16 protein-coding genes and 1 pseudogene are annotated in these 20,634 nt (G+C 46.4%); 7 read left to right on the forward strand and 10 right to left on the reverse strand.

What is annotated here, in order from left to right; translation table 11 throughout:
• Positions 1-171 precede the first annotated feature (171 nt).
• The 3 genes and pseudogenes from QUA58_RS17245 (at position 172) to QUA58_RS17255 (ending at position 5,841) form a co-directional block, all read left to right on the forward strand.
• Positions 172-1,357 (forward strand): annotated as a pseudogene (locus QUA58_RS17245) (RNA-guided endonuclease InsQ/TnpB family protein).
• 212 nt (positions 1,358-1,569) lie between these two features.
• Entirely contained in the window at positions 1,570-3,483 is a 1,914-nt protein-coding gene (locus QUA58_RS17250) for a heavy metal translocating P-type ATPase (RefSeq protein WP_333395008.1), read from the forward strand.
• Between the two features lie 297 nt (positions 3,484-3,780).
• A complete protein-coding gene (locus QUA58_RS17255; RefSeq protein ID WP_333395010.1) occupies positions 3,781-5,841 on the forward strand; it encodes an elongation factor G in 2,061 nt (686 codons plus the stop codon).
• 58 nt (positions 5,842-5,899) lie between these two features.
• Here the strand turns inward: QUA58_RS17255 and QUA58_RS17260 are convergent, their stop codons facing one another.
• From QUA58_RS17260 to petP, 8 genes are all read right to left on the reverse strand, one after another.
• Positions 5,900-6,304: a HEPN domain-containing protein gene (locus tag QUA58_RS17260; protein ID WP_333395012.1), complete on the reverse strand. Its 405-nt coding sequence runs from the start codon at positions 6,302-6,304 to the stop codon at positions 5,900-5,902.
• A 1-nt stretch (position 6,305) separates the two neighbouring features.
• Positions 6,306-6,686, reverse strand: a complete 381-nt coding sequence (locus tag QUA58_RS17265) for a peptidase (protein ID WP_333395014.1) — start codon at positions 6,684-6,686, stop codon at positions 6,306-6,308.
• Positions 6,687-6,786: 100 nt separating this feature from the next.
• Positions 6,787-8,118 carry a hypothetical protein gene (locus QUA58_RS17270; RefSeq protein WP_333395015.1) on the reverse strand — a complete coding sequence of 444 codons (1,332 nt, stop codon included), beginning with the start codon at positions 8,116-8,118 and terminating at the stop codon, positions 6,787-6,789.
• A gap of 160 nt (positions 8,119-8,278) precedes the next feature.
• On the reverse strand, positions 8,279-8,704 hold the full coding sequence (locus QUA58_RS17275) for a hypothetical protein (RefSeq protein WP_333395016.1): 426 nt from the start codon (positions 8,702-8,704) through the stop codon (positions 8,279-8,281).
• 6 nt (positions 8,705-8,710) lie between these two features.
• The gene (locus QUA58_RS17280; RefSeq protein WP_333395017.1) at positions 8,711-10,300 is read right to left on the reverse strand and encodes a CHAT domain-containing protein; all 1,590 of its coding nucleotides are present in this window, start codon (positions 10,298-10,300) and stop codon (positions 8,711-8,713) included.
• Entirely contained in the window at positions 10,297-11,661 is a 1,365-nt protein-coding gene (locus tag QUA58_RS17285) for a tetratricopeptide repeat protein (protein ID WP_333395018.1), read from the reverse strand. The genes QUA58_RS17280 and QUA58_RS17285 overlap by 4 nt, the downstream gene beginning before the upstream one ends.
• 213 nt (positions 11,662-11,874) lie before the next feature.
• On the reverse strand, positions 11,875-12,969 hold the full coding sequence (locus QUA58_RS17290; RefSeq protein ID WP_333395019.1) for a Get3/ArsA fold putative tail anchor-mediating ATPase NosAFP: 1,095 nt from the start codon (positions 12,967-12,969) through the stop codon (positions 11,875-11,877).
• 255 nt (positions 12,970-13,224) lie between these two features.
• Entirely contained in the window at positions 13,225-13,425 is a 201-nt protein-coding gene (gene petP / locus QUA58_RS17295) for a cytochrome b6f subunit PetP (protein WP_172186826.1), read from the reverse strand.
• A gap of 100 nt (positions 13,426-13,525) precedes the next feature.
• Between petP and QUA58_RS17300 the strand changes: the two genes are divergently transcribed.
• The 3 genes from QUA58_RS17300 to QUA58_RS17310 all read left to right on the forward strand — a co-directional run bounded on the left by QUA58_RS17300 (position 13,526) and on the right by QUA58_RS17310 (position 17,251).
• Entirely contained in the window at positions 13,526-13,870 is a 345-nt protein-coding gene (locus tag QUA58_RS17300) for a hypothetical protein (protein ID WP_333395020.1), read from the forward strand.
• A 225-nt stretch (positions 13,871-14,095) separates the two neighbouring features.
• Complete coding sequence (locus QUA58_RS17305; RefSeq protein ID WP_333255074.1) at positions 14,096-15,202, forward strand: FecR domain-containing protein; 1,107 nt, start codon at positions 14,096-14,098, stop codon at positions 15,200-15,202.
• A gap of 234 nt (positions 15,203-15,436) precedes the next feature.
• Positions 15,437-17,251 (forward strand): adenylate/guanylate cyclase domain-containing protein, encoded by a 1,815-nt coding sequence (locus QUA58_RS17310; protein WP_333255072.1) that lies wholly within the window; start codon positions 15,437-15,439, stop codon positions 17,249-17,251.
• 241 nt (positions 17,252-17,492) lie between these two features.
• Here QUA58_RS17310 and glsA read toward each other — a convergent pair whose 3' ends face one another.
• Entirely contained in the window at positions 17,493-18,419 is a 927-nt protein-coding gene (glsA, locus tag QUA58_RS17315; protein ID WP_333255070.1) for a glutaminase A, read from the reverse strand.
• A gap of 575 nt (positions 18,420-18,994) precedes the next feature.
• Here glsA and QUA58_RS17320 point away from each other — a divergent pair.
• Positions 18,995-19,336, forward strand: a complete 342-nt coding sequence (locus QUA58_RS17320) for a hypothetical protein (RefSeq protein WP_333255069.1) — start codon at positions 18,995-18,997, stop codon at positions 19,334-19,336.
• Here QUA58_RS17320 and QUA58_RS17325 read toward each other — a convergent pair.
• Complete coding sequence (locus QUA58_RS17325; RefSeq protein WP_333255068.1) at positions 19,333-20,403, reverse strand: YdcF family protein; 1,071 nt, start codon at positions 20,401-20,403, stop codon at positions 19,333-19,335. The genes QUA58_RS17320 and QUA58_RS17325 overlap by 4 nt on opposite strands.
• Positions 20,404-20,634: the final 231 nt, after the last annotated feature.

A 20,634-nucleotide genomic window follows, 5' to 3' on the forward strand; every position in this document is an offset into this window, starting at 1 on the left:
TGTCCAGGACTATGTTTGTTTGTCCAGGAGATGGCAATGCTGTTTTCTTACCAGAAAGTTGGGTCTAAAGCCCCGTCTTTATAGGACGGCTTTAATTATAAAAAGTGTGAAGACTTGTTAACTCTACAGATTTATAAGTAAAAGTTTTAGCAAAAGTGATAAACTATTCTAATGATAGTTTTAGAGTTTAAGTTGAAGGGCAAAGCGAAGCAATATCGAATCATCGACGACATGATTCGGACGGCTCAATTTGTCAGAAACAAAACTCTTAGACATTGGATAGACAACCAAGGAATTAAGTTAGTAGACCTGTACAAACAATGCGCCGTTATGGCGAAATAATTTGAATGGGCAGGCAAGCTTAACTCAACGGCACGCCAAGCGATGGCCCAACGTGCTATTTTTGCTATCCAACGTTTCTTCGCCAATTGCAAAGCTAAGAAACCCGGAAAAAAGGGCTACCCGCAATTCAAGAAGTACACTCGTTCCGTCGAGTACAAACAATCCGGCTGGGCGCTTTCTAGCGACAAAAGATGCCTAACATTTAAGGATGGCTTTGCTGCTGGAAAATTTAAGTTAATTGGCAGTCGGGACTTGCATTTCTCGGCACCCCATGAAATCAAGCGAATTAGGGTAGTGCGTCGTGCCGACGGCTATTATGCCCAATTCTGCATCAACATCGAACGAAAAGAGGAACCCATTTGTACTGGTAAAATTATCGGCATAGATGTTGGATTAAACCACTTCTATACTGACAGCGACGGCGAAACAGTTCCTAATCCTCGGTATCTCCGCAAAAGCGAAAAAGCTCTGAAGAGATTGCAGAAGCGAGTTTCTCGGAAAAAGAAAGGCTCCCAAAGCCGGAAAAAGGCAATCAACAAGTTAGGAAGAAAGCACCTAAAGGTTAGTCGGCAGCGCAAAGACTTCGCCATTAAGACGACACCCGGCGTAGTGAAATCTAACGATTTTGTAGCCTACGAAGACCTTCAAATGCGTAACATGGTTAAAAACCATAAACTCGCTAAGTCGATTAGTGATGCTGCGTGGTCACAAACTTGATCATTATTTGGAGTATTTTGGAAAAGTGTACAGCAAAACAGTTATCGCTGTTCCACCACAATACACATCTCAGGAATGCTCAAACTGTGGCAATCTTGTTAAGAAAACTTTGTCAACCCGAACGCATATTTGCGGTTGCGGAACGATATTAGATCGCGACCACAACGCTGGAAGAAATATTTTAGCAAAGGGTTTGAAAGCCCGTGCAGGAATCAATTTAAATACGGTGGGGCACACCGGAATTCACGCTGGGGGACAGACCGATCTCTACTCGCTGGTGGCGACAAAACAGAGATAAGTTCGACTGGTTGATCCAAGAATCCCCTCGCCTCGATAGCAGGGGAGTGTCAACAGATTTACCGACAGTTTATCGCGATTTGCGATCGCCCGAAATACAGGAAACGGCAGTGTCGTTTCCCTACCAGCAGGGAATTTAAACAAAAAGCTTGACATTGACATTAATGTCAATGTTTATGATGCAGGAGTCATTCTACCAAGTCAAATTTTCCCATGACTCCCAATTCCCTCCCCACCTCGCGCCTGTCGCGCCTCGCCGAAGAACATCCAGATGCTGTGACTGCCGCCCTGTGCGGAATTCTGGTAATTTTGGGTTCGATCGCCCTACAAGTCGGTTGGCTGGGCTTAGCGGTGTTAATTTTGCCCGCTGCTTACGTGATCGGCGGCTATTCCAGCACCCGCGAAGGCTTGACTACGCTTTTTCAAGAACATGAATTAGATGTAGATTTGTTGATGATTGTTGCTGCTTTGGGCGCGGCTGGTTTGGGGCTGTGGCGGCAAGAATATCATTTAATTGTTGACGGTGCGGTGCTAATTTTAATTTTTGCTATTAGCGGCGCGCTGGAAGGTTATGCGATGCAGCGGACTGAACGCAGTATTCGCAGTTTGATGAGTTTGACGGCGGATACTGCTAGGGTGATAATGTATGGAGATGAACGGTTGGTGGCGATCAACAAATTGGCAATTGGCGATCGGCTTTTAGTCAAGCCCGGAGAAATTATTCCTACAGATGCGATAATTATTGAAGGCTACAGCACCCTCAATCAAGCCTCGATTACGGGCGAATCGATGCCCGTGGAAAAAGTTGCTGGCGATGAAGTCTTTGCAGGTACGATTAACGGTGCCGGCGCGCTACAATTGGAAGTTCACAAAACTCCCGAAAGCAGTTTGATTCAGCGAGTGATTCGGCTGGTACAACAAGCGCAAACAGAAGCGCCTCCTTCTCAGCAATTTGTGGAAAAGTTCGAGCGCGGTTATGCTAAATTAATTGTCGGTTTAGGCTTGTTGTTGGCAATTTTGCCGCCTTTTGTTTTAAACTGGAATTGGGAAGATACCATCTATCGGGCGCTGATTTTCCTAGTAGTCGCATCCCCCTGCGCGCTGATGGCTTCGATTATGCCGGCGCTGCTTTCGGGTATGGCTAACGGGGCGAAACAGGGAATTTTGTTTAAAAGCGGCGCGCAATTGGAGATAATTGGTAAAGTCCGGGCGATCGCCTTTGACAAAACCGGAACTCTCACCACGGGAAAACCTGAAGTTGTCAAAATTGTACCAGCAGCCGGATATACTGAAACAGAAGTTCTGCAATTGGCTGCAGCCCTCGAAACTCATTCCGAACACGCGATCGCCCAAGCAATTGTCCAAGCCGCCCAGCAGCAACAGTTATTGTTGTCAAGTGCGATCGACGTACAAGCAAAAATCGGTCGCGGAATAGTCGGCAAAGTTAACAATCAAACGATTACCATTGGTAAAGCCGATTTTGTGCGAGCAACTTCGGAGTTGACTCACATCAGCCAACAATTGCAAGCAGAGGGAAAAACAGTTGTTTGGGTAGCAAAGGGCGATGAACTTTTGGGCATCATTGCAGTAGCAGATACAGTCCGCCCTGAAGCAGCAGCCACAGTAAAACGCTTGCAAAATTTAGGCGTAGAACATATCATAATGCTGACAGGCGACAACGAACAAACCGCTCAATACATCGCCCGACAATTAGGCATCAATGAAGTGTACGCCGAACTTTTGCCGGAAGACAAAGTGCACCTAATTAAGAAGCTGCAAACCCAGTATCCAACCGTCGCAATGGTAGGAGACGGCATCAACGACGCACCAGCCCTCGCCCAAGCTTCCGTGGGAATTGCGATGGGAATTTCCGGCAGCGATGTGGCTTTAGAAACTGCTGACATTGTATTAATGGCAGATAAATTAGAACAACTAGGTAAAGCAATTAGTTTGGGCCGCCGCGCTCAAAATGTGGTCAAACAAAACATTGTTTTTGCACTCAGTTGCATTGTGCTGTTATTGGCGGCTAATTTTTTCGGAAATATCACCATGCCTTTCGGCGTCATCGGTCACGAAGGCTCTACAGTAATAGTCACATTAAGCGGTTTGCGACTCCTTAGAAATTAGACAAATCGAGACAGAGGAAGAGTGATATCAAATCCGCTCTTCATCAGAATTATTAGTCTCTCTCTTCTCTTCCTCTGCGTTCTCTGCGTTCTCTGCGGTTAAAAATTCCAAATATTAAGAAAAACTACAATTTGTGTTTTGTTACTCAAAACACGTTAGGGTCAAAAGTATTAAATCATACCAAAACCTGAAGTTGCTCGAAAATGCAATAAAAATTAACCTAGAAAAAGTCTAGAAAATGGTATAGAACTGATTGCACCAAGAGCAATGGAAAACAAGTTTTCTGTTGGAGGCAATATGAACGAAAAAGTCCTTGGGGCCACGCGGAACGTTGCAATTGTTGGCCCTTATTTAAGCGGTAAAACCGCACTGCTCGAAAGTTTGCTATCGGTGACAGGGACAATTACCCGCAAAGGAAACGTCAAAGATGGCAACACAATAGGTGATAGTTCGCCGGAAGCGCGCGATCGCCAAATGAGCGTAGAAGTAAACGCCGCCACCGCTGAATATGAAGGCGTCCGCTTCACATTTCTAGACTGTCCGGGTTCGGTAGAATTTGCCCAAGAAACTTACAATGCACTCATCGGTGTCGATGCAGCAGTCATTGTTTGCGAACCCGTTGCCGATCGCACTTTAACCCTCGCACCCCTGTTTAAATTCCTCGACGATTGGGAAATTCCCCACCTAGTTTTTATCAACAAGATCGATCGAGCTTGCACAGACGAAACTACTTGCGGCAGCAACTTCACCGACGTGCTCGACGCGCTCAAATCCGTTTCCAGCAGACCGATCGTACCTCACCAATATCCGATCGGCAAAAACGAACAAATCATCGGTTTTATCGACTTAGTAACCGAACAAGCTTACCACTATCACCCCGGCGCACCCGCAGATCCCGTCCCGCTTCCCGAACACCTCAAAGCACAAGAAAGCGCCGCGCGGCAGCAAATGCTCGAAGAATTAGCCAATTTTGACGACCATTTACTCGAAGAATTGCTCGAAGAAATCAATCCCGATGCTGAAGAGATTACCCGCGATTTCAAGATGGAATTAGGCGCGGATTTAATAGTGCCCGTATTCATCGGTATCGCCGAACAAGATTTCGGCGTGCGGCCTCTGCTGGAAGCTTTGCTGAGGGAAGCGCCCACACCGGAAACTACAGCCGATCGTCGCAGCATTATACAAAGTGAAAACAAAGTTCTGGCTCAAATCCTCAAAACCTATTACACACCGCAGGGAGGCAAACTATCGTTAGTGAGAATGTGGCGGGGGACGATGGCAGACGGAGCAATTTTGAACGGGGTTCGAGTTAACGGTTTGTACCGCTTGACCGGCCAGCAAACGCAAAGTTTGCAGTCTGTCAGCGCCGGGGAAATTGTGGCTTTGGGAAGGCTAGAAGGCTTGAAAACAGGCGATGTGTTGGGATCGGAGGAATTATTGCCAAAAGCCGAAATCATCTCCCCTGTCTACGCACTGGCGATCGTCCCCGAAAAGCGCAACGATGAAGTTAAGCTGAGCTCCGCTTTAGCTAAATTGCTCGAAGAAGACCCATCTTTAGTCTGGGAACAGCACGGAGACACCCACGAAATTATACTTTGGGGTCAAGGCGAAATCCACCTGAAAGTAGCTTTAGACCGATTGCGCCGCAAGTATAATTTGCCGATGGTAACTCACTTACCGCAAGTACCCTACAAAGAAACTATCCGCAAAACCGCATCTTCCATCCACGGGCGTTACAAACACCAAAGCGGCGGACACGGACAGTTTGGCGACGTGTATCTCGACATCGCACCGCAGCCTCGCGGAGAAGGTTTCAATTTCAGCGACAAAATAGTTGGCGGAGTCGTACCCAAACAGTACATTCCCGGCGTGGAAGTGGGAGTGCGCGAGTATTTGGATCGCGGCCCCTTGGGTTTCCCGGTGGTAGATGTATCGGTGACGCTGACAAATGGTTCTTACCATTCGGTTGACAGTTCCGAACAAGCTTTCAAGCAAGCGGCGCGTTTGGCAATGCAGGAGGGAATGGCCAAGTGCGAACCGGCATTGCTGGAGCCGATCGCCAAAGTTGAAATTTGCGCTCCGAACGAGTGTACATCAAAGGTGTTGCAGTTGGTCAGCGGACACCGCGGCCAAATTCTCGGCTACGAAAGTAAACAAGACTGGAAGGGATGGGATGCTGTTTCGGCTTATTTGCCGATCGCCGAAATGCAGGATTTGATCGTAGAATTGCGATCGCAGACAATGGGAGTAGGATTTTTTCATTGGGAGTTCGATCGATTGCAAGAAGTGCCGGAACCTTTAGCGAAACGGGTTTTGCTAACAACTGGCGGCAATGGCAACGACAACGGTAAAAGTTAAGCTGTAGGGGCGGGATCAGGGCATCGCCCGCCCCTACCGATTTGAATTATAATTCAGCTTATTGAGTTAACTCATTTAACGCTGAAATAATATTCTGAGCTAGCATTAAAGCATTTTTTACAGCATTTTGTAAGTTATATAAAGTGTCTTCATAATCAGCTTTATTCCTAAGTTCTCTCAATCTGCTTAAGTTTTCACCTATTTTGACCAGATTTTTCATTTTCGTTGGGTGGTATATAAATTCCTCGGCTACATATTGATGTTCGTTGATATCGCGATTCTTACGAGAAAGTCTTGGGTCTTTTTCAATGTCGCGCAAGTAATTTCGCGCTAGGCCAAATGTCGAATAGTATGCTCTACTTATCGCCGATCGCAACTTGGCTTCTCTGTTAGGTGAACTGTCACTATTCGTGGCAGCTAACTCTTGAGCTAAATTCAAATATTCAGACCAATCAAATCTCATTTTACTCCCATTCAAGGCTAATATGTAAATCATTTTTGGGGGCAGCTATTTTAGCTTCGAGCCACCAACTATCATCAAGGATGTTTAACTTTGCAAAAGCTTCATCGACTTCGAGTTTAGTGTAGATAGCAATCCACAGCGATCGCCAGTTGGCAATTTCTGGATCGGTTTTCACTTCTAAGCCCAATCTTTCCGTAGGAAATAGTTCTCTAATTTTAGAGTGAGCTTCTAAAATTAAACTTATCATCACTTCTTGGTCGATGATTAACTTAAAGGCTTCTAGAGGTTCTTCTACTGTGTAGAGACTTCTTATTTTATTGAAATCGGCGATTAAATCGTCAAAGGGTGTCGTTTTAAGGGTTGGCTCTTGGATGGCAGTCATAATCGTTGATTGGAAGTGCTTTGCTTGTTAATATTTTAGCAACTACGATCGCTATTTTGTCAGGACGTGGGGCGCGATCGCGATTATGTCGTCAACCTAACTAACGCCGAAAAATGCGCGGCCACACAGCTATAATTATCGCTGTCAGCAGACTAGCGGCTACCCCTGATAGAATGCTAAATCCCATAATCACCCTCAATCCCGAACCCGGATCGAAAATTGGCACTAGCGTATTTATCGCACTATTGATAGTAGGATTTGCTTCGATTTCCGTTTTGAAATTAGCAGCCGCCGAAGCTACCGTACCGCCAGTTGAAAGCCCGACTCCCACAATGCCGACTACTGCTTGAAAAGTGCGATCGCTCTCAGCTTTCCTAATCTCTACCGTACCTCTAATTGTATCAGTCAGACTCCGCAATATTTCCAAACAAGGACGAAAATTGTCAATATCTTTTTGGATTTGCTTGGGATAGTGTTGTTTAGCCCGATCGCAAAAATCCTGCAAAAACTTCAAATCGTCAGTAGGTCTAGCCTTGGCTTGAATTTCGGCCAGCTTAGCCTCATACTTCTCCAGATTAACATTAATTGTACTATGTTGCAACTCCAAATAATTAAGGTCGATCGCAAACTCCGACAATTTTCCCATCGCCTCCAGCAGTTTCTTGAGATTGAGTCGAGAAGTATTCCTCATCCCCACAATTTGGTTGTAATTACTCACCAACCGTTCTTTTAAAAGTAGACTGTTCTCATAAGCCCAGATAATTTTATGGCGGAAGCACAGCAAATCCAGCCAACTAACATAAAAATCCCTAGCCCATTCCTGACAAGCCGCTTCATCGGGATACAAAATTACCAGCAGTTGACAATTATCCTCAATCTTCTCGCCCCAAAACTCAGCTACTTTCCCACCTAAAAACAGACCGCTTCCTTGAGAAACACCATCTTTTTTAAACAAACACTTGTAAACCTGTTTTGCAAGTTCTGCAGCTTCCAAATCAGTCCCAGATTCCAGCCAACCCGAAAGCATCCAAGTTTTGCCAATATTTTCCAACTTCGGTGGTTGGGGAATTAAATATTGCAAAATTTCAATCAGTTTAATAACTTTGTCAGGTTGATACTTATCATCAACGTAGCCGTTAAATAAAAGTTGATAATTATCGCTAACATTCCAGCGGCGGTAGCAGCCCTTAACTTGATGGTAAGGACTCCGGTTTCCTGTAAAAGGTAAATCGGCTACTCTTTCCTCATGTAGCGCCAGAAACTTTTGTTTTTGTTCAGGGGTAAAGGAAACATTCAGCTTTTTGTGCAATTGTGCAGACAAACTCGCTAAAAATCTGCGGTAAACTTTCCGAGTTTCCGGTTCGCCGACACCCAACCCTTGTTTGAGAGTGTAGCTAAATAAATTCAGGGTAGGGTCAACTAATTTGATCATAAAATATGTGATAAATGTCGCTTGTTGTCGAGTCTCGATCCCCCTAAATCCCCCTTAAGAAGGGGGACTTTGAGAACACTTTTATATCCCTCTTACAAATCATGACTTGGAACACTCTTGTCCCCCCCTTCTTAAGGGGGGTTAGGGGGGATCGAGAGGACTAAAACCTCAATCGATAAACCCGTTCAACCAAATCACTAGCCTTTCCCAATAACCTCTTCGCCATACTCTGCGGATTAGAATTAGTCAAAGGAGGAGCCAAAAAGTTATTATAATCATCAGTCTGCCGCGAAGGAGTATTTTCATCTAACTCAGGAAGAAACTTATTCTTTTCCTCCGACTCATCAAGTTCCTGCAATTCCTTGTAAGCCTTCTTAAAATCTTCATAAAAAACAGCATCTTTTTGAGCTATACTAATAAGTGCAGACGCTTTTTCTAACTCGCCACTGGCCAAAGCCTCGCCAACTTCATTCACTTCTGCTATCAACTCAGGTGAAAGAGGTTCTTCAACTCTGGCAAGGGAGATTAAAAAAGCTTTGGGCGCAAACAGCTCAAATCCTGATAAGGTAGATTCTTGATAAGTCATGTTAGTTTAGCCGTTGCCGGTGATGGTGAAAGCAGCCCAGTGGTAGGGATGGTTATAAGGTTTCTCTTCTATTTTAGCTAAATTTTCTTGCAGGCGCGAAGCTTCCATTTCAAAGAAGAATATGCTTTTAAAATTAGCCTCTCTCAGCAAAGGCAACAACTCTCCGGCGTACCACTCGCCTAGCTTACCATTCGTGAGTTCTCTGAGCCAATCTTTTGCTTGTTGCAGGGCGAACGGCGGCTGGATGCCCTGCTTCCATAACTGGTAGAAATAAATCATTAACAAAGCGCTAGAACGTTCGTCCACTCGCCACAATGTGCTGATAATATAATTAGTCTCCGGCAAAAAGCCGCTGGCTATGCCGACGAATTCATCGATTAACTCGCCTTTGTTGGTGATGCCGGTTTCGCAAGCGCTGAGGCAGACTAGGTAATAATTGACTAATTTTAACTGTAAAATGTCGGTCAATGTCAATTCTTCCTCTTTGGCTAACATTAACGCCGAAGCCTCGGATTTTTCGGTGTTGTGGTAGGCGTGACCTGTATAATGAAAGATGCCGCTATTGGCTTTTAGTGCTTCAATAATTGCGGTTTTAGTGGTTGCATTGGAGGCGCGCTCAGTCTGGTTAATTTGACTGATGGCTGCTGCTTCTATTTGGGTGAATTTTAAGGCGCTTTTGCCTTGTGAGTGCTCTACCATCAGCATTGAATTTGGCGCAATTTCCGTGGGGTTTTGCTGTTGCTGCTGGATGGCAATTTGAGCGCTGGGGAGGCGGGTGATGGTGCGGATTTTGGGGGCAACCACGGGGGGATTGCCCCTACCAGGGTTTTGTAGGGGTAGTGCCCCCGTGCCTACCCCCTCCACTGGGAAGGGAGGAAAAAACAGAGAATCTAGGGGTAGCAGGTGCAAGTCGCGGTGGGGAATTAAGATTAAGTGTTGGGTATTGGTGAGGTGGGTACAAATTTCGGGAATTTTGAGGATGTCAGCGAGTTCTTGCAATTGCGCTGTCATTGACTCGCGCCAGGGATGGGATTCTTTGCTTTGCTGTTTGCTAGTAGTTTTGCCGTAATTTTGATAACAGGTTTTCCAGTTTTTTAGCCATTTTTCTAAACTCTGACTGTCGCGCTTTGCGAATAAATCGGTGACTGGTGTGGCGATGACTTCAAACTTTTCTAGGGTAATGATAAAAGCAGTCAGGGAAACTGGGCTGAGATGCCAGTAAATAATTGCCGTTTCGGTGTTGTTTGCCAGTAAGTATCGGATTTGCAGATAAGTCGGGCTATCGGTGCGGTTTGGCGAACCTGGGCGCATCCATTGCAGGCAAAAGTTTTTTCTGGCTTCGGCTTTTTCTAGTGCATTTATCTTCTTGCCAAACTCGACGAGGGTATCGACTTCTAACTGGTAAAGTCCGGCAAATTTGCGCTGGAGTCGCAGTTTGATTTCGGGGTGAGTTTGATTGTCTAACAGTAAATTTTCTAAGACGGTGGTAGCTTCGGTAATGTACTCCCTGGTTTTGGTATCTCCCAAGCTGTGGCAGACTGTAATTAAGCCTTGCATTACTTCTAAATAAGTTTCTGGAATCAGGGGTGATTTCAAGAATTCGCGGGCTTGTTCGTAGCTGGCTTTGGCTTTGTAGAAAGATTCAAAATAGGTAGTTTTTTTTTGCCATATTTATAGTGTGCGATGCCTTTATACTGGTGAAATTTTCCACAAGCGAGGCGATAGTCGTGGTTGCTGAGCTGATATTTCTGTAAGCCTTCATCCCAGTTTTCAATGGCTTTACTGTAGCGCCCGGAGGATAAAAATGCCCAACCTCGATTTGCCCAAGCTGGGGCATATTGATCGCCTGTAATTTCTAAGGCTTGATTGAAGGCTGCGATCGCCTTACTGTAGCGGCGCCAATATTTTAGGGTGATGCCCAGCCTGTTCCAGGCATCGACGTATTTGGGGTTAATTTCTAAGGCTTTCTCGTAGGCTCCGATCGCTTCACTGTAGTGACCCAAATCATTTAGGGCCCAGCCCAGCCCGTTCCAAGCATAGTGGTATTTGGGGTCAATTTTTAAGGCTTTCTTGAAGGCTGCAATCGCGTCACTGTTTCGGCCCAAATCATTTAGAACCCAGCCCAGCCCGTTCCAAGCATAGTGGTATCTGGGGTCAATTTTTAAGGCTGTCTCAAAGGCTGCAATCGCGTCACTGTTTCGGCCCAAATCATTTAGGGTATCGCCCAGCCCGTTCCAGGCATCGACGTATTTGGGGTCAATTTCTAAGGCTTTCTCACAGGCTGCGATCGCCCCTTGTAAATCTCCTGCATAATAACATTTTTTCCCTTGAATGAATAACCTTTCTGCCTCTTTATTGATTACTGTTCCTAGAGATTCTGACGGCCAGGTTGGTTTATATTCAGTAGCTACAAATTCAGGTGTAGGAAAACTAAAACTCTCCCTTGCCACCAATTCACTAACAATATTTTCACTAGCTACAAATTCAGGTGTAGGAAAACTAAAACTCTCCCTTGCCACCAATTCACTATCCATATTTTCACTTACAACCACTGACACATCCGCAGGAGCCGGATTCAAACTCTCCGGCGGCAACAATTCCCTACCAATATTCCCAGCAACCTCACTAATTCTCCCACAATTCATCTCACCCAGCCGCACCATCCGCCCACCCAACTCTAAATGAGTTTCCGGCGATACCAGCAACCTTTCTCCAAATTCTTGCAGCCAGTTTACCCACTCAGCATCTTTGATTTTGCTGCCGATTAAAAAGCCTTTAATTTCGCCCCGACTCCAGCCTTGTTCAACACCCTCTAACAGTGCCATGAATTTCTGTTCGTATTCCCCAAAAGTGCGAATCGGAGTTGGCTTTGGCGGTGGGGGTGCAGGTTGTTTGCGGAAGCGCCGCTGAATTTGCCGCCACAGGTTGAGGATGCGTTGCCAAATTTGTCGGATCATTGGCTGGGTGGGTGATGTGTTGTTGGAGATTGTAACATAAGCAACGGAGGACAGGGCAATGCCGTATCCCTACCCTCGATTAATTGTAGGGAAACGGCACTGCCGTGTCCTGACTTTGGCCGCGGAGGATACGGCAATGCCGTCTCCCTACCCACATAATTTTCGGGAAACTAAGGACTTTAGTCCTTACTAGAAACGATCTTGTTCCTTACCCTAAAAAGAAATAATCAAGTAACCATTCAGGAACTTAGCACCAGTAACAGATTTCCCAGTTAGCGCCGGAGGCAGCAAAATATTGCGCCGCTGATCGCCCGCTTCGATCGTCACTTCCGGCCCCGATTGAATCAATTTAATTTCTTTCTTGTCAAACCCAGGCAAAAACAAACTAACTTGACGCTGTGCAATGTTGATGTTAATGGGTTGAGGAGCTTTTGCGGCCTGAGAAAAATCGGGCAAAGCATCAATTAGTGGCTGCCAGTTATTGTCACTGTGCGCCGGAACCGAAACAGCCGTCAAAGGATCAAACTCGGCAGTAATAGCTTCTGTAACCGATGCTTGATTAACAATGACACCACCCACAGTCAAACCAACTTGTTGAGAACTTCCCCAAAGATAGCGGGCAGTTGCGATCGCACTTGCATCCCCAGTCGTCACCAAAAAAGCCGCCGTGCGGTTCGGATCTGCCAGCGCTTCCTTACCCTTATCCAAAAGATTATCGACTTGCTTAGTAGATTGAAAAGCATTGTCTCCCGACAAATCCACCGTCAACACCGTACTGACAACCGGTTGAATAAAAGGTGAAAGCGCTTTCCCCAAATCCGAATCTACCAAAGCTTGACGGAACCTGCGGATGTACCAACTCAGAATTTCCGGCATTCCCAGCATCCGCAGCGTATCCATGCCGCCATTGCCGTCATAAACAATTACATCGTATTGTTTGCTGTCCTCGTATTCCCGAAGTTCGTTCAACGCCAGCGCGCTGTCCATTCCCGGTAACACCCCTAATTCTTGACCGTAAATCTGCTTGAAAAACGGAGTACGGACATATTGAGCTTCTAGTTGTTTAACTTCGTCCCACCTGCGTTCTAGCAGCGGCGCGCTTTGCACCTGAACTGCTTTGAGGTTGGGGGCGATTTCCTGGGGGCTGAGAGTCAGGGGAGTCCCTAGCAGAATACCCAATGCAGGGCCAGGATCTTGGCCGAGCAGCAGAACTCGCTTGCCTTGAGCGGCATATTTTTTAGCTGTTGCGATCGCGATCGTGCTGCGGCCAGTGCCGCCTTTGCCCAAAAATGTCAAAATCAAAGCCATTTTCTGTTCTCACTGCCAAAGCTTACTCTTTAACATTTAAGCGCAACCTTCAGCCAGAGTGGGGGAGGAAGAGGAGAGTGGAGGAAGAGGAGAGTCGGCGAGTGGGAGAGTGGGAGAGGGGAAGAATTGGGAAAATTTTTCCTCTTCCTTCTTCCATCGGACTGACATCCGTTACATCCGTTACATCCGTTACATCCGTTACAGAATCCGTTGCCGAACTTCCTTCTTCCTTCTTCCTTCTTCCTTCTACATCTGTTAAACGGGTTCTAGCTCATCTTCAAAGAACCAAGTCGCAAAACCGTCAAACTTGACAACCACGCCTACTCCGCTACCGTCAACCATTCTGAATCCGTCAACAGTGCCTACTGGATTCTCCTTTATCTTGCCCACTATATTTGCAGGTATCCGATCTCTGAGACGGCGCACCTTCACTCTCTGACCTACTTCTATTGCCACTGAAATTGTTCTCCTGCTCTACAAAACCTATATACAAGCGTCCATTTTACAGTTTGGCGTCTACTTCGGAACAGCAACACCAGCGGGCCGATCGCTCGCTATGATTTTCCCTCGAAATTTCGACCAACTTTCCCTAAAAAACGGTATTCTAGTCGGAGTTGGTCGATCGTCTACCATGATTCGCTTGGGTTTGCTTCATCAGGTTCCACAGCGGCAAGCTCCACTGGCAGAGGCTGTTCACCACTTAGATAATTATTTTTTATTGATTCGCAAAAAGAATCTTTTTATTAATTGCCACAACTACAGGATTTCTCCCCAATTAGTCATCCTTCAGGCAGAAGCCAAAAAGCATTCAAAAGCAGTAATTAATTTTATGTTTGCTATATATAAATCTGCCCTCTCTGACGTTGACAACGGCGAATTTTCATGCTGTAAAGGACTTTGAGTCTGGTTGGCCAAATTTCCCGAAGGTCAGATTTTAGTAAAGTGCCATGTTGTAACAGTTTACTAAAATCTGACCAAAAAAAGAAGTTTTAATGGTAAACTTTCAGGCTGATAAAGTTTATTTTTGCTGCTGTTTTACGGCAGAAAAAATGGAACGATTTCCGGATTTGGGGCGCCTGCTAGAGGAAATGAAGTCTACAAACTTCAATATGACAAAATTGAAATAATGAATAAAATTTTTACGTGTGGGCGATCGACCAAAATTCCGCTCCTAAGTTTGTCCTTAGCTATGTTCGCCTGTCTGTCGCCCTTTCGTGGGACGATCGCCAGTCCGCTCTCTCCATCCCCCACACAGCCGTCGAACGCTACTAAAATTATCTCAGTTGATCGACCGCCAGCACTGCCAACAGCCTCAAAATCTCCCAAAAATCCGGCAACTGTGGCGGCGAATCCATCCCCAGCAGAGACGATAAACGCTCAGGGAACAGCGGCCGGACGATCGCTCGAAATCAAAGAAATTCGCGGTACAGTAACCTTTAAAGGGCGGCCGGCGGTTGTGGGCGATCGGTTACTCGCCCCCGGAGACGAAATCATCACCGGCCCTGATTCCACAGCCCGTTTAGGCATCGACAACAACGCCGGCATCGTGGAAGTTGCCGAAAAAACCGCAGTCAGAATATCCAATTTGTCAAGCAGTGCAGGCGGCGAAAAAGACACAGCGATTTTTGTCAGCAGGGGGCGAGTCAGGTTGTCGATCGGCAAAACTGCTGCAACAACTCCCGCAGCCAACACCTCAACAATTATCCCGCCGAACCAAATAGCCGCCCTCAATACCTTCAGCGGACTCGGCAAATCCAGTCAAATTGCCCAACGAAAAAGTTCTGCCAGAACCGCCCCAGTCAGGGTTGAAACCCCAGAAGGCGTTGCCGGAGTCCGCGGCACCTCCTTTGGCGTCAGCGTCGGCGACGGCAAAACCGCAGTCGAAACTATTGAAGGTGCAGTCGTAGTATCTGGCAGCACCGACTCAGAAGTAGTTGTCAACAGCGGCAACGCCACGACAATTTTCCCTCAAACCTCGCCCGTGGCGCCCTCAGCCAGCCCTCGCCTAGCTAAACTCAAAGTCCGCAGGTTGTTGAGACTCAGCGGCAATATTTATAGCCTCAGCGGTCAAATTAACCCGATCAACATAATTTATGTCAACAACGAAGAGATTAAGATCGATCGAAAGGGCAACTTCAAAATCCAAGGAATTTTACCTCCAAGTCGCCGCCTCAAAATCGTAGTGCGAGGCCCGTCAATCACAGAACGGCATTACAGCCTCGCAGTTCCCTAAACAACCTATCTAAAAGTAAAGTGCGCGGGCAGTCTCTGAGGACGTAAGTAGATCGTAAGTTTTATTTGGGTTGATTATTTCCTGGAGGGGCGAAGCATTTTGGGGTGAATGTCGGTAGTCAAAATCAATAATTTTTGCGCCAACGCTTCGCCCTTACGGTATTGTAAAACTTCATGACTCGCACTCCTCTCGAAGGTCGGACTCGGATGTCAATTATTGCGTCAAATTAATTGCATGAAGTTCAAAGAATGGATCGAGCATCTCAAACAAAATCAACTGATCGGCATCCGGCAATATATAACCACAAATCCTCCCTGGATGACAGGAGCAGTAGTAGGTATAATGTCTGTAACCATGCTGCAATTTGGAATGTGGAAACCCCTGGAATATTTGGGATACAAAACCCTATTTCAAATTCGAGAATCGGGAATTTTGCCAAATCAGGGGTGGGATGACAGAATTACGGTAATTGCGATCGAACCCCAAAGCTTGCAGGAATACGGTAAATTTCCTTGGCCTCGCAACCGCTACGCCCAACTGCTAGAAGCACTGAAAAAATCCCCCCCCACAGCCGTTGGTTTTGACATTCTTTTCCTCGATCCAAGTCCGAAAGATGATATTTTAGCCGCTGCAATTGCCACCAACGGCAAAGTTGTACTCCCTAGAACCATCAAAGAAGAACCCGTAGCATCTTTAAAAGCAGCCGCCGCAGGTGTCGGCCACATCAGCCAAGAAGCCGATAGCGACGGTATTACCCGCGAATCAAAAATCTTTCTCAACGGGATTCCTAATTTCGGTTTAGTAATGACTCACAGGTACAATGCTGCTAATCCCCAAGATCCAGTATTGCTCCCACAGTCAAAAAATAAGCAGGGAAAAAAAGTCTGGGTTAACTGGCCAGGGAAAACAGAAAATCTACCTACCTATGCTTTTGTTGATGTCGTAGAAGGTAGAATTCCCGCAGATGTTCTGACCAATAAGTTAGTTTTAGTCGGCATAGTTGCTACCGGTTTCGACCCCATATCTTCACCTCTCAACAAGACTACGGCTGGGGTTTATTTATATGCAGCGTTGATTGACAATTTGCTCAATCAACGCTTGCTGCAGCGGCTGCCAATACTGCTAGAAATTTTGTTATTGTTGGGGATTGGCCCGCTTACCACTTCGGTTCTGTGCAACCGAGGTGTTAAAGAGAGAATTGCGATCGCTCTCGGTTTGCCTATAATTTGGATTGCGGCGGCTGCTTTGTTATTTGGCTTATTTTTTTGGTGGGTTCCGATTGCCGCACCTATCGGCACCCTCATTTTATCTGGCACTGCTTTGCAACTGCGGGAACAGTACGAAAAGCAGCAGTTGATGAGGTTATTTGAAAAGCACGTCGCTCCAGAGACAGCTCAGCTTATTTGGGAACGTAAAGCGGAGATATTTGAACAGGGAGAACTCGAACCTCAAGAACTTACAGCAACGGTGCTGTTTATGGATATTCGCAGTTTTACTTCGATTTCAGAAAAAATGCCGCCGCGAGATTTACTCACCTGGTTGAACAATTATTTGGAAGCGATGACTAACTGTATTATGGATCACGGCGGCGTTGTAGATAAATACATCGGTGATGCAATTATGGCAGTTTTTGGGGTGCCTTTTTGCCATACCAAATATGCAGAAATTCAACAAGATGCTTTGAATGCTGTTGCGGCTTGTATTGCCATGCACGAACGGTTGCACGAAATTAACCAGCAGCTTAGAAGTGAACGTAAACCTTTAATTAAGTTTGGCATTGGTTTGCATACCGGACAGTTAGTTGCTGGTAGCGTGGGCGGTTCCCGGCGTTTGAATTATTCTGTGATCGGCGATGCTGTCAATGTTGCTGCTAGATTGGAGGCGATGAATAAGGAAATTGTTTCTGACAGTCCTTTTAATTTGTTGGTGACGGCGAGGACTTTTGCTTACGTGCGCGATCGCTACGAAGGCCAAAAAGTAGGATCGATTCAATTGCGCGGCAAAAAAGAAGAGACTGTGGTTTATGCTATTTTGGGCGAAAAGCATTAATCATTGGGCATTGGGCATCTTGCCCGCTCGCGAAGTCGAAGGGTGGGCATTGGGCATTGGGCATCTTGCCCGCTCGCGAAGTCGAAGGGTGGGCATTGGTCATCGGCGTTAATCTGTGTTAATCCACCTTAATCTGCGGTTTGCCGATCGCTCAAAAATTTAGGCACTCTTGTCTACCGATTACCTGACAATTGATTAGCCAAATTACCAATTCCCAATTCCCCCATGCCCAATTCCCAATCTAATCAAATACGCTCAGCCGCAGAAATTTAGCTATTTGTTCCAACAGAAATAAGCCGCCGACAGAATTTCCCTCTTTATTCAAGGGCGGACTGTAAGATGCGATCGCACCCTGGCCCGGAATTACCGAAAGCATTGCCCCGCTAACTCCCGACTTGGCAGGCAGTCCCACCCGCACCGCAAAGCGACCGGATGCTTCATACAAACCGCAAGTTGCCATCAGTGCTTTGACAGTGCGGCAGTTTTCCCAGATTTCGCGATCGCCACTATTTACCAAAACCATCCCCAGCTTAGCTAAATCCTCCACATTTCCCGACAAACAGCAGACGCGATTATAGGTTTCTAAAGCAATTTCCGCATTTTGAATATAACCGGATTCTACCATTCTTAAGGCGAGATTCCAATTATTTTGATTCGGGTTTTCCTTCACTGAATCGAGCATTAACTCGTCAACAAATAACTGACTGTTTGCCTGTTGATTTAGCCAAGTTCGCAAGTTTTGACAGCGCGCCACAGCATTTTCACCGGGAATCAAAGACGCTAGGGCGATCGCCCCGCTATTAATCATCGGATTTCTCGGCTTCCCTTTATCTATTTCCAGTTGAGTTAAGGAATTAAAAGCCATTTCCGAAGGATCGCAGCCCACGCAATCAAAAACCGCTTTTTCGCCCAACTCGCACAGCAAATAAAGCAGTACAAACGGCTTGACTACACTCATCATCGGGAATGTTTGAGCAATGCTACCCCAGCTCAAAATTTGACCGTCAATTGCCCGCACTTGCACGGCAAAGCCTTGTCTGTCTGCTTGTGCAAGGAGAGGTATATACGCGGGAATTTGACCGGATTTACTGCGATTTATTGCCTCTTTTGCCCAATCTGCCAATTGTTCGGGTTGCAGGCAACATAGTTTGCTGGTGGATATTTTCACGATCGATTATTTAGATTATTTTAAATTTTAGATTGGCATTCCTGGCGCGATATTGTGCCAGAAACCCCCTTTATTAACAGAATTGCGTCACTTGAACCCGCTGCGGGAAGAAACTGGGCTTCTTCGGGGAGATAAACCAAGCTAGAACTTCAGGCTATTAGACCTCTTACAAAAATAATTAGGACGTTGCTCTGAGCATCGTCCCACAATTTTTTTTTCTTGTGGGACGTTGCTCTGAGCATCGTCCGAAAATTTGATTAAAAGGACTTATGCAAGAGGTCTATTGACGTTTCGGCCCGCTGGGAGCAAATAAATTTTTCATAAAAAACCTGTACTTTGCATAAAACTCTCCCCTTCACCCAGATAGGTAAGTAGCAGCTTCAAGGGAACGCTGCTAGCCAGAACAAACAAGCACTAGCTTGAAATGCCTTCAGATTCTGATGTTTAAGCCCCAGTAAGGGGCGGGGTGCATATTTAACTTAATTCTTTCAGAGTTCGCCAAATCCTGTCCGGAAAACCCCCGAACCTTTAAGAATGTACTATCCAACCGGATTCACCAAAACCAGGATAAAAAAATGGCAGATGAAGTGAAAGCAGAAGCACCGAAACCAGCTCCCCTGACTTTTAAGGGTATGTGCAGCGACGGAGTTCTCAAAGGCAAAGAAATTGAAGGCAAACTAGATATCAAAGTCAACGTCGAATCTGTCACAACCCCAGAAGCAAAGCCCAAAAAATCCGAGTGGGAGCCAGTTATCTTTTGGGTATTGTTTGTAGTCATGGCAAACTTAATTGTCGGCGACCCCGCCGGAATGAGAAAATACAGCTCCCCACAAAGGTCTTCTTCTCATCAGATGTTAAACCAATCTGGGGAGCAGTCGCTGTTGCCTAAGAAAAACACCAGCAACTCGCCACTTTAAGCCCTGGGAGCCTGCCAGCCGCGCAAATAGTAATAGAAAGACCCGAAATATTCATCGAATACTCGCGTCGTAGTTACCAAAGCTTCTGCACTAGGCAAAAAATCTCCCGCGTCTAAGCGGAATCTGGATTTCCCTCCTGACACGGGCTGGTAAGTGTAGAAGTCGGTAGCTCTGGGAATTACTTGGATGCCCATATTTGCAAAAGCTAGGCTGGCACGGCGCATCTGAATCGCAGATGTGACCAGGATTACTTTACGCCCAACGCCGCGGCTGTCGAGGATCTTTCTCACTTCCTCGGCGCTGGTGCGTATGTTGCGGCCGTTATCGTCGAGAACGATACTGTTACGCGGCACGCCCATGTTGCTTGCCAGCAAAGTCTCGATATCCTTTGCTTCGCCAGTATAATTCTGTAAATCTGCTCTGGGCCCGGCGGTAACAATCACCAAAGGTGCTAATTGTTTTTTGTACAAAACGGCAGCGTAGGGCAGGCGATTGCCTGTGTCTGCCATTTGAATCCCTTCTTGGTTGGCGGTGTGGCCGTTAGTGGTTCCCTTGCCGAGGAGGACGATCGCCGCTGCTGTTTCGTCGCAGCAAACTGTGCGAGCCGCGGCATCCCGTTCAGCTTGATCGGCGAACCAGTAAGCGACAACTGGCATACTCGAAAGGATCAAAACTAGCAGTGCTGCCAGGATCATTCTCGGTGCCGGGTTGCGGATGCCCCCGTTGGTGATCAGCGCCGATGCAATCACCAGCAGGGTGATCGAAAAACCCAGCGGCTTAAAGAAGAAGGCTATGAGGCCGAAAATCGCTGCTCCGACTGGCGTGTCTGGCGCGAAAAAAGCCAGGAACAAAAGGCTGATCAGCAGCAAAACGCGCAGCCGGTCTATTAACGGATTGTCTTTGCCTCCTGATTGATCCCACCACGATTTGATCAGTGAGAACAGGAGGAATAGAAATAGAATGCGAGCTAAAAGTTCTGGCATCTTGCAATATTCTGTGTCTTCATAAATTAGTACAGAAGTTTTGGAAACGAGCGCTAATTTAACTGCGGTAGGAAATACGGGCATCGGTGGGTTTTTAACTTTCGCGAATAACGCAGTCCGATCGCATTTACCCTAATGCTCGCTTCCGGTCAGCTATCAACCATTGGTTGCAGGCGGCAAGCCCGCTACTTCCAGTCACCGATTGCTGACAGTTAATTGGTCATTGATAACTGGTAATGGTTGATTGATAATTGGTAATGAATCGAGCACGCCGCAGGTGAAATTGGCAATTCAAGTCTGCTTTCTGTCGCCTGC

It is taken from the genome of Microcoleus sp. N9_A1 (assembly GCF_036701795.1).
Lineage (GTDB): Bacteria > Cyanobacteriota > Cyanobacteriia > Cyanobacteriales > Microcoleaceae > Microcoleus.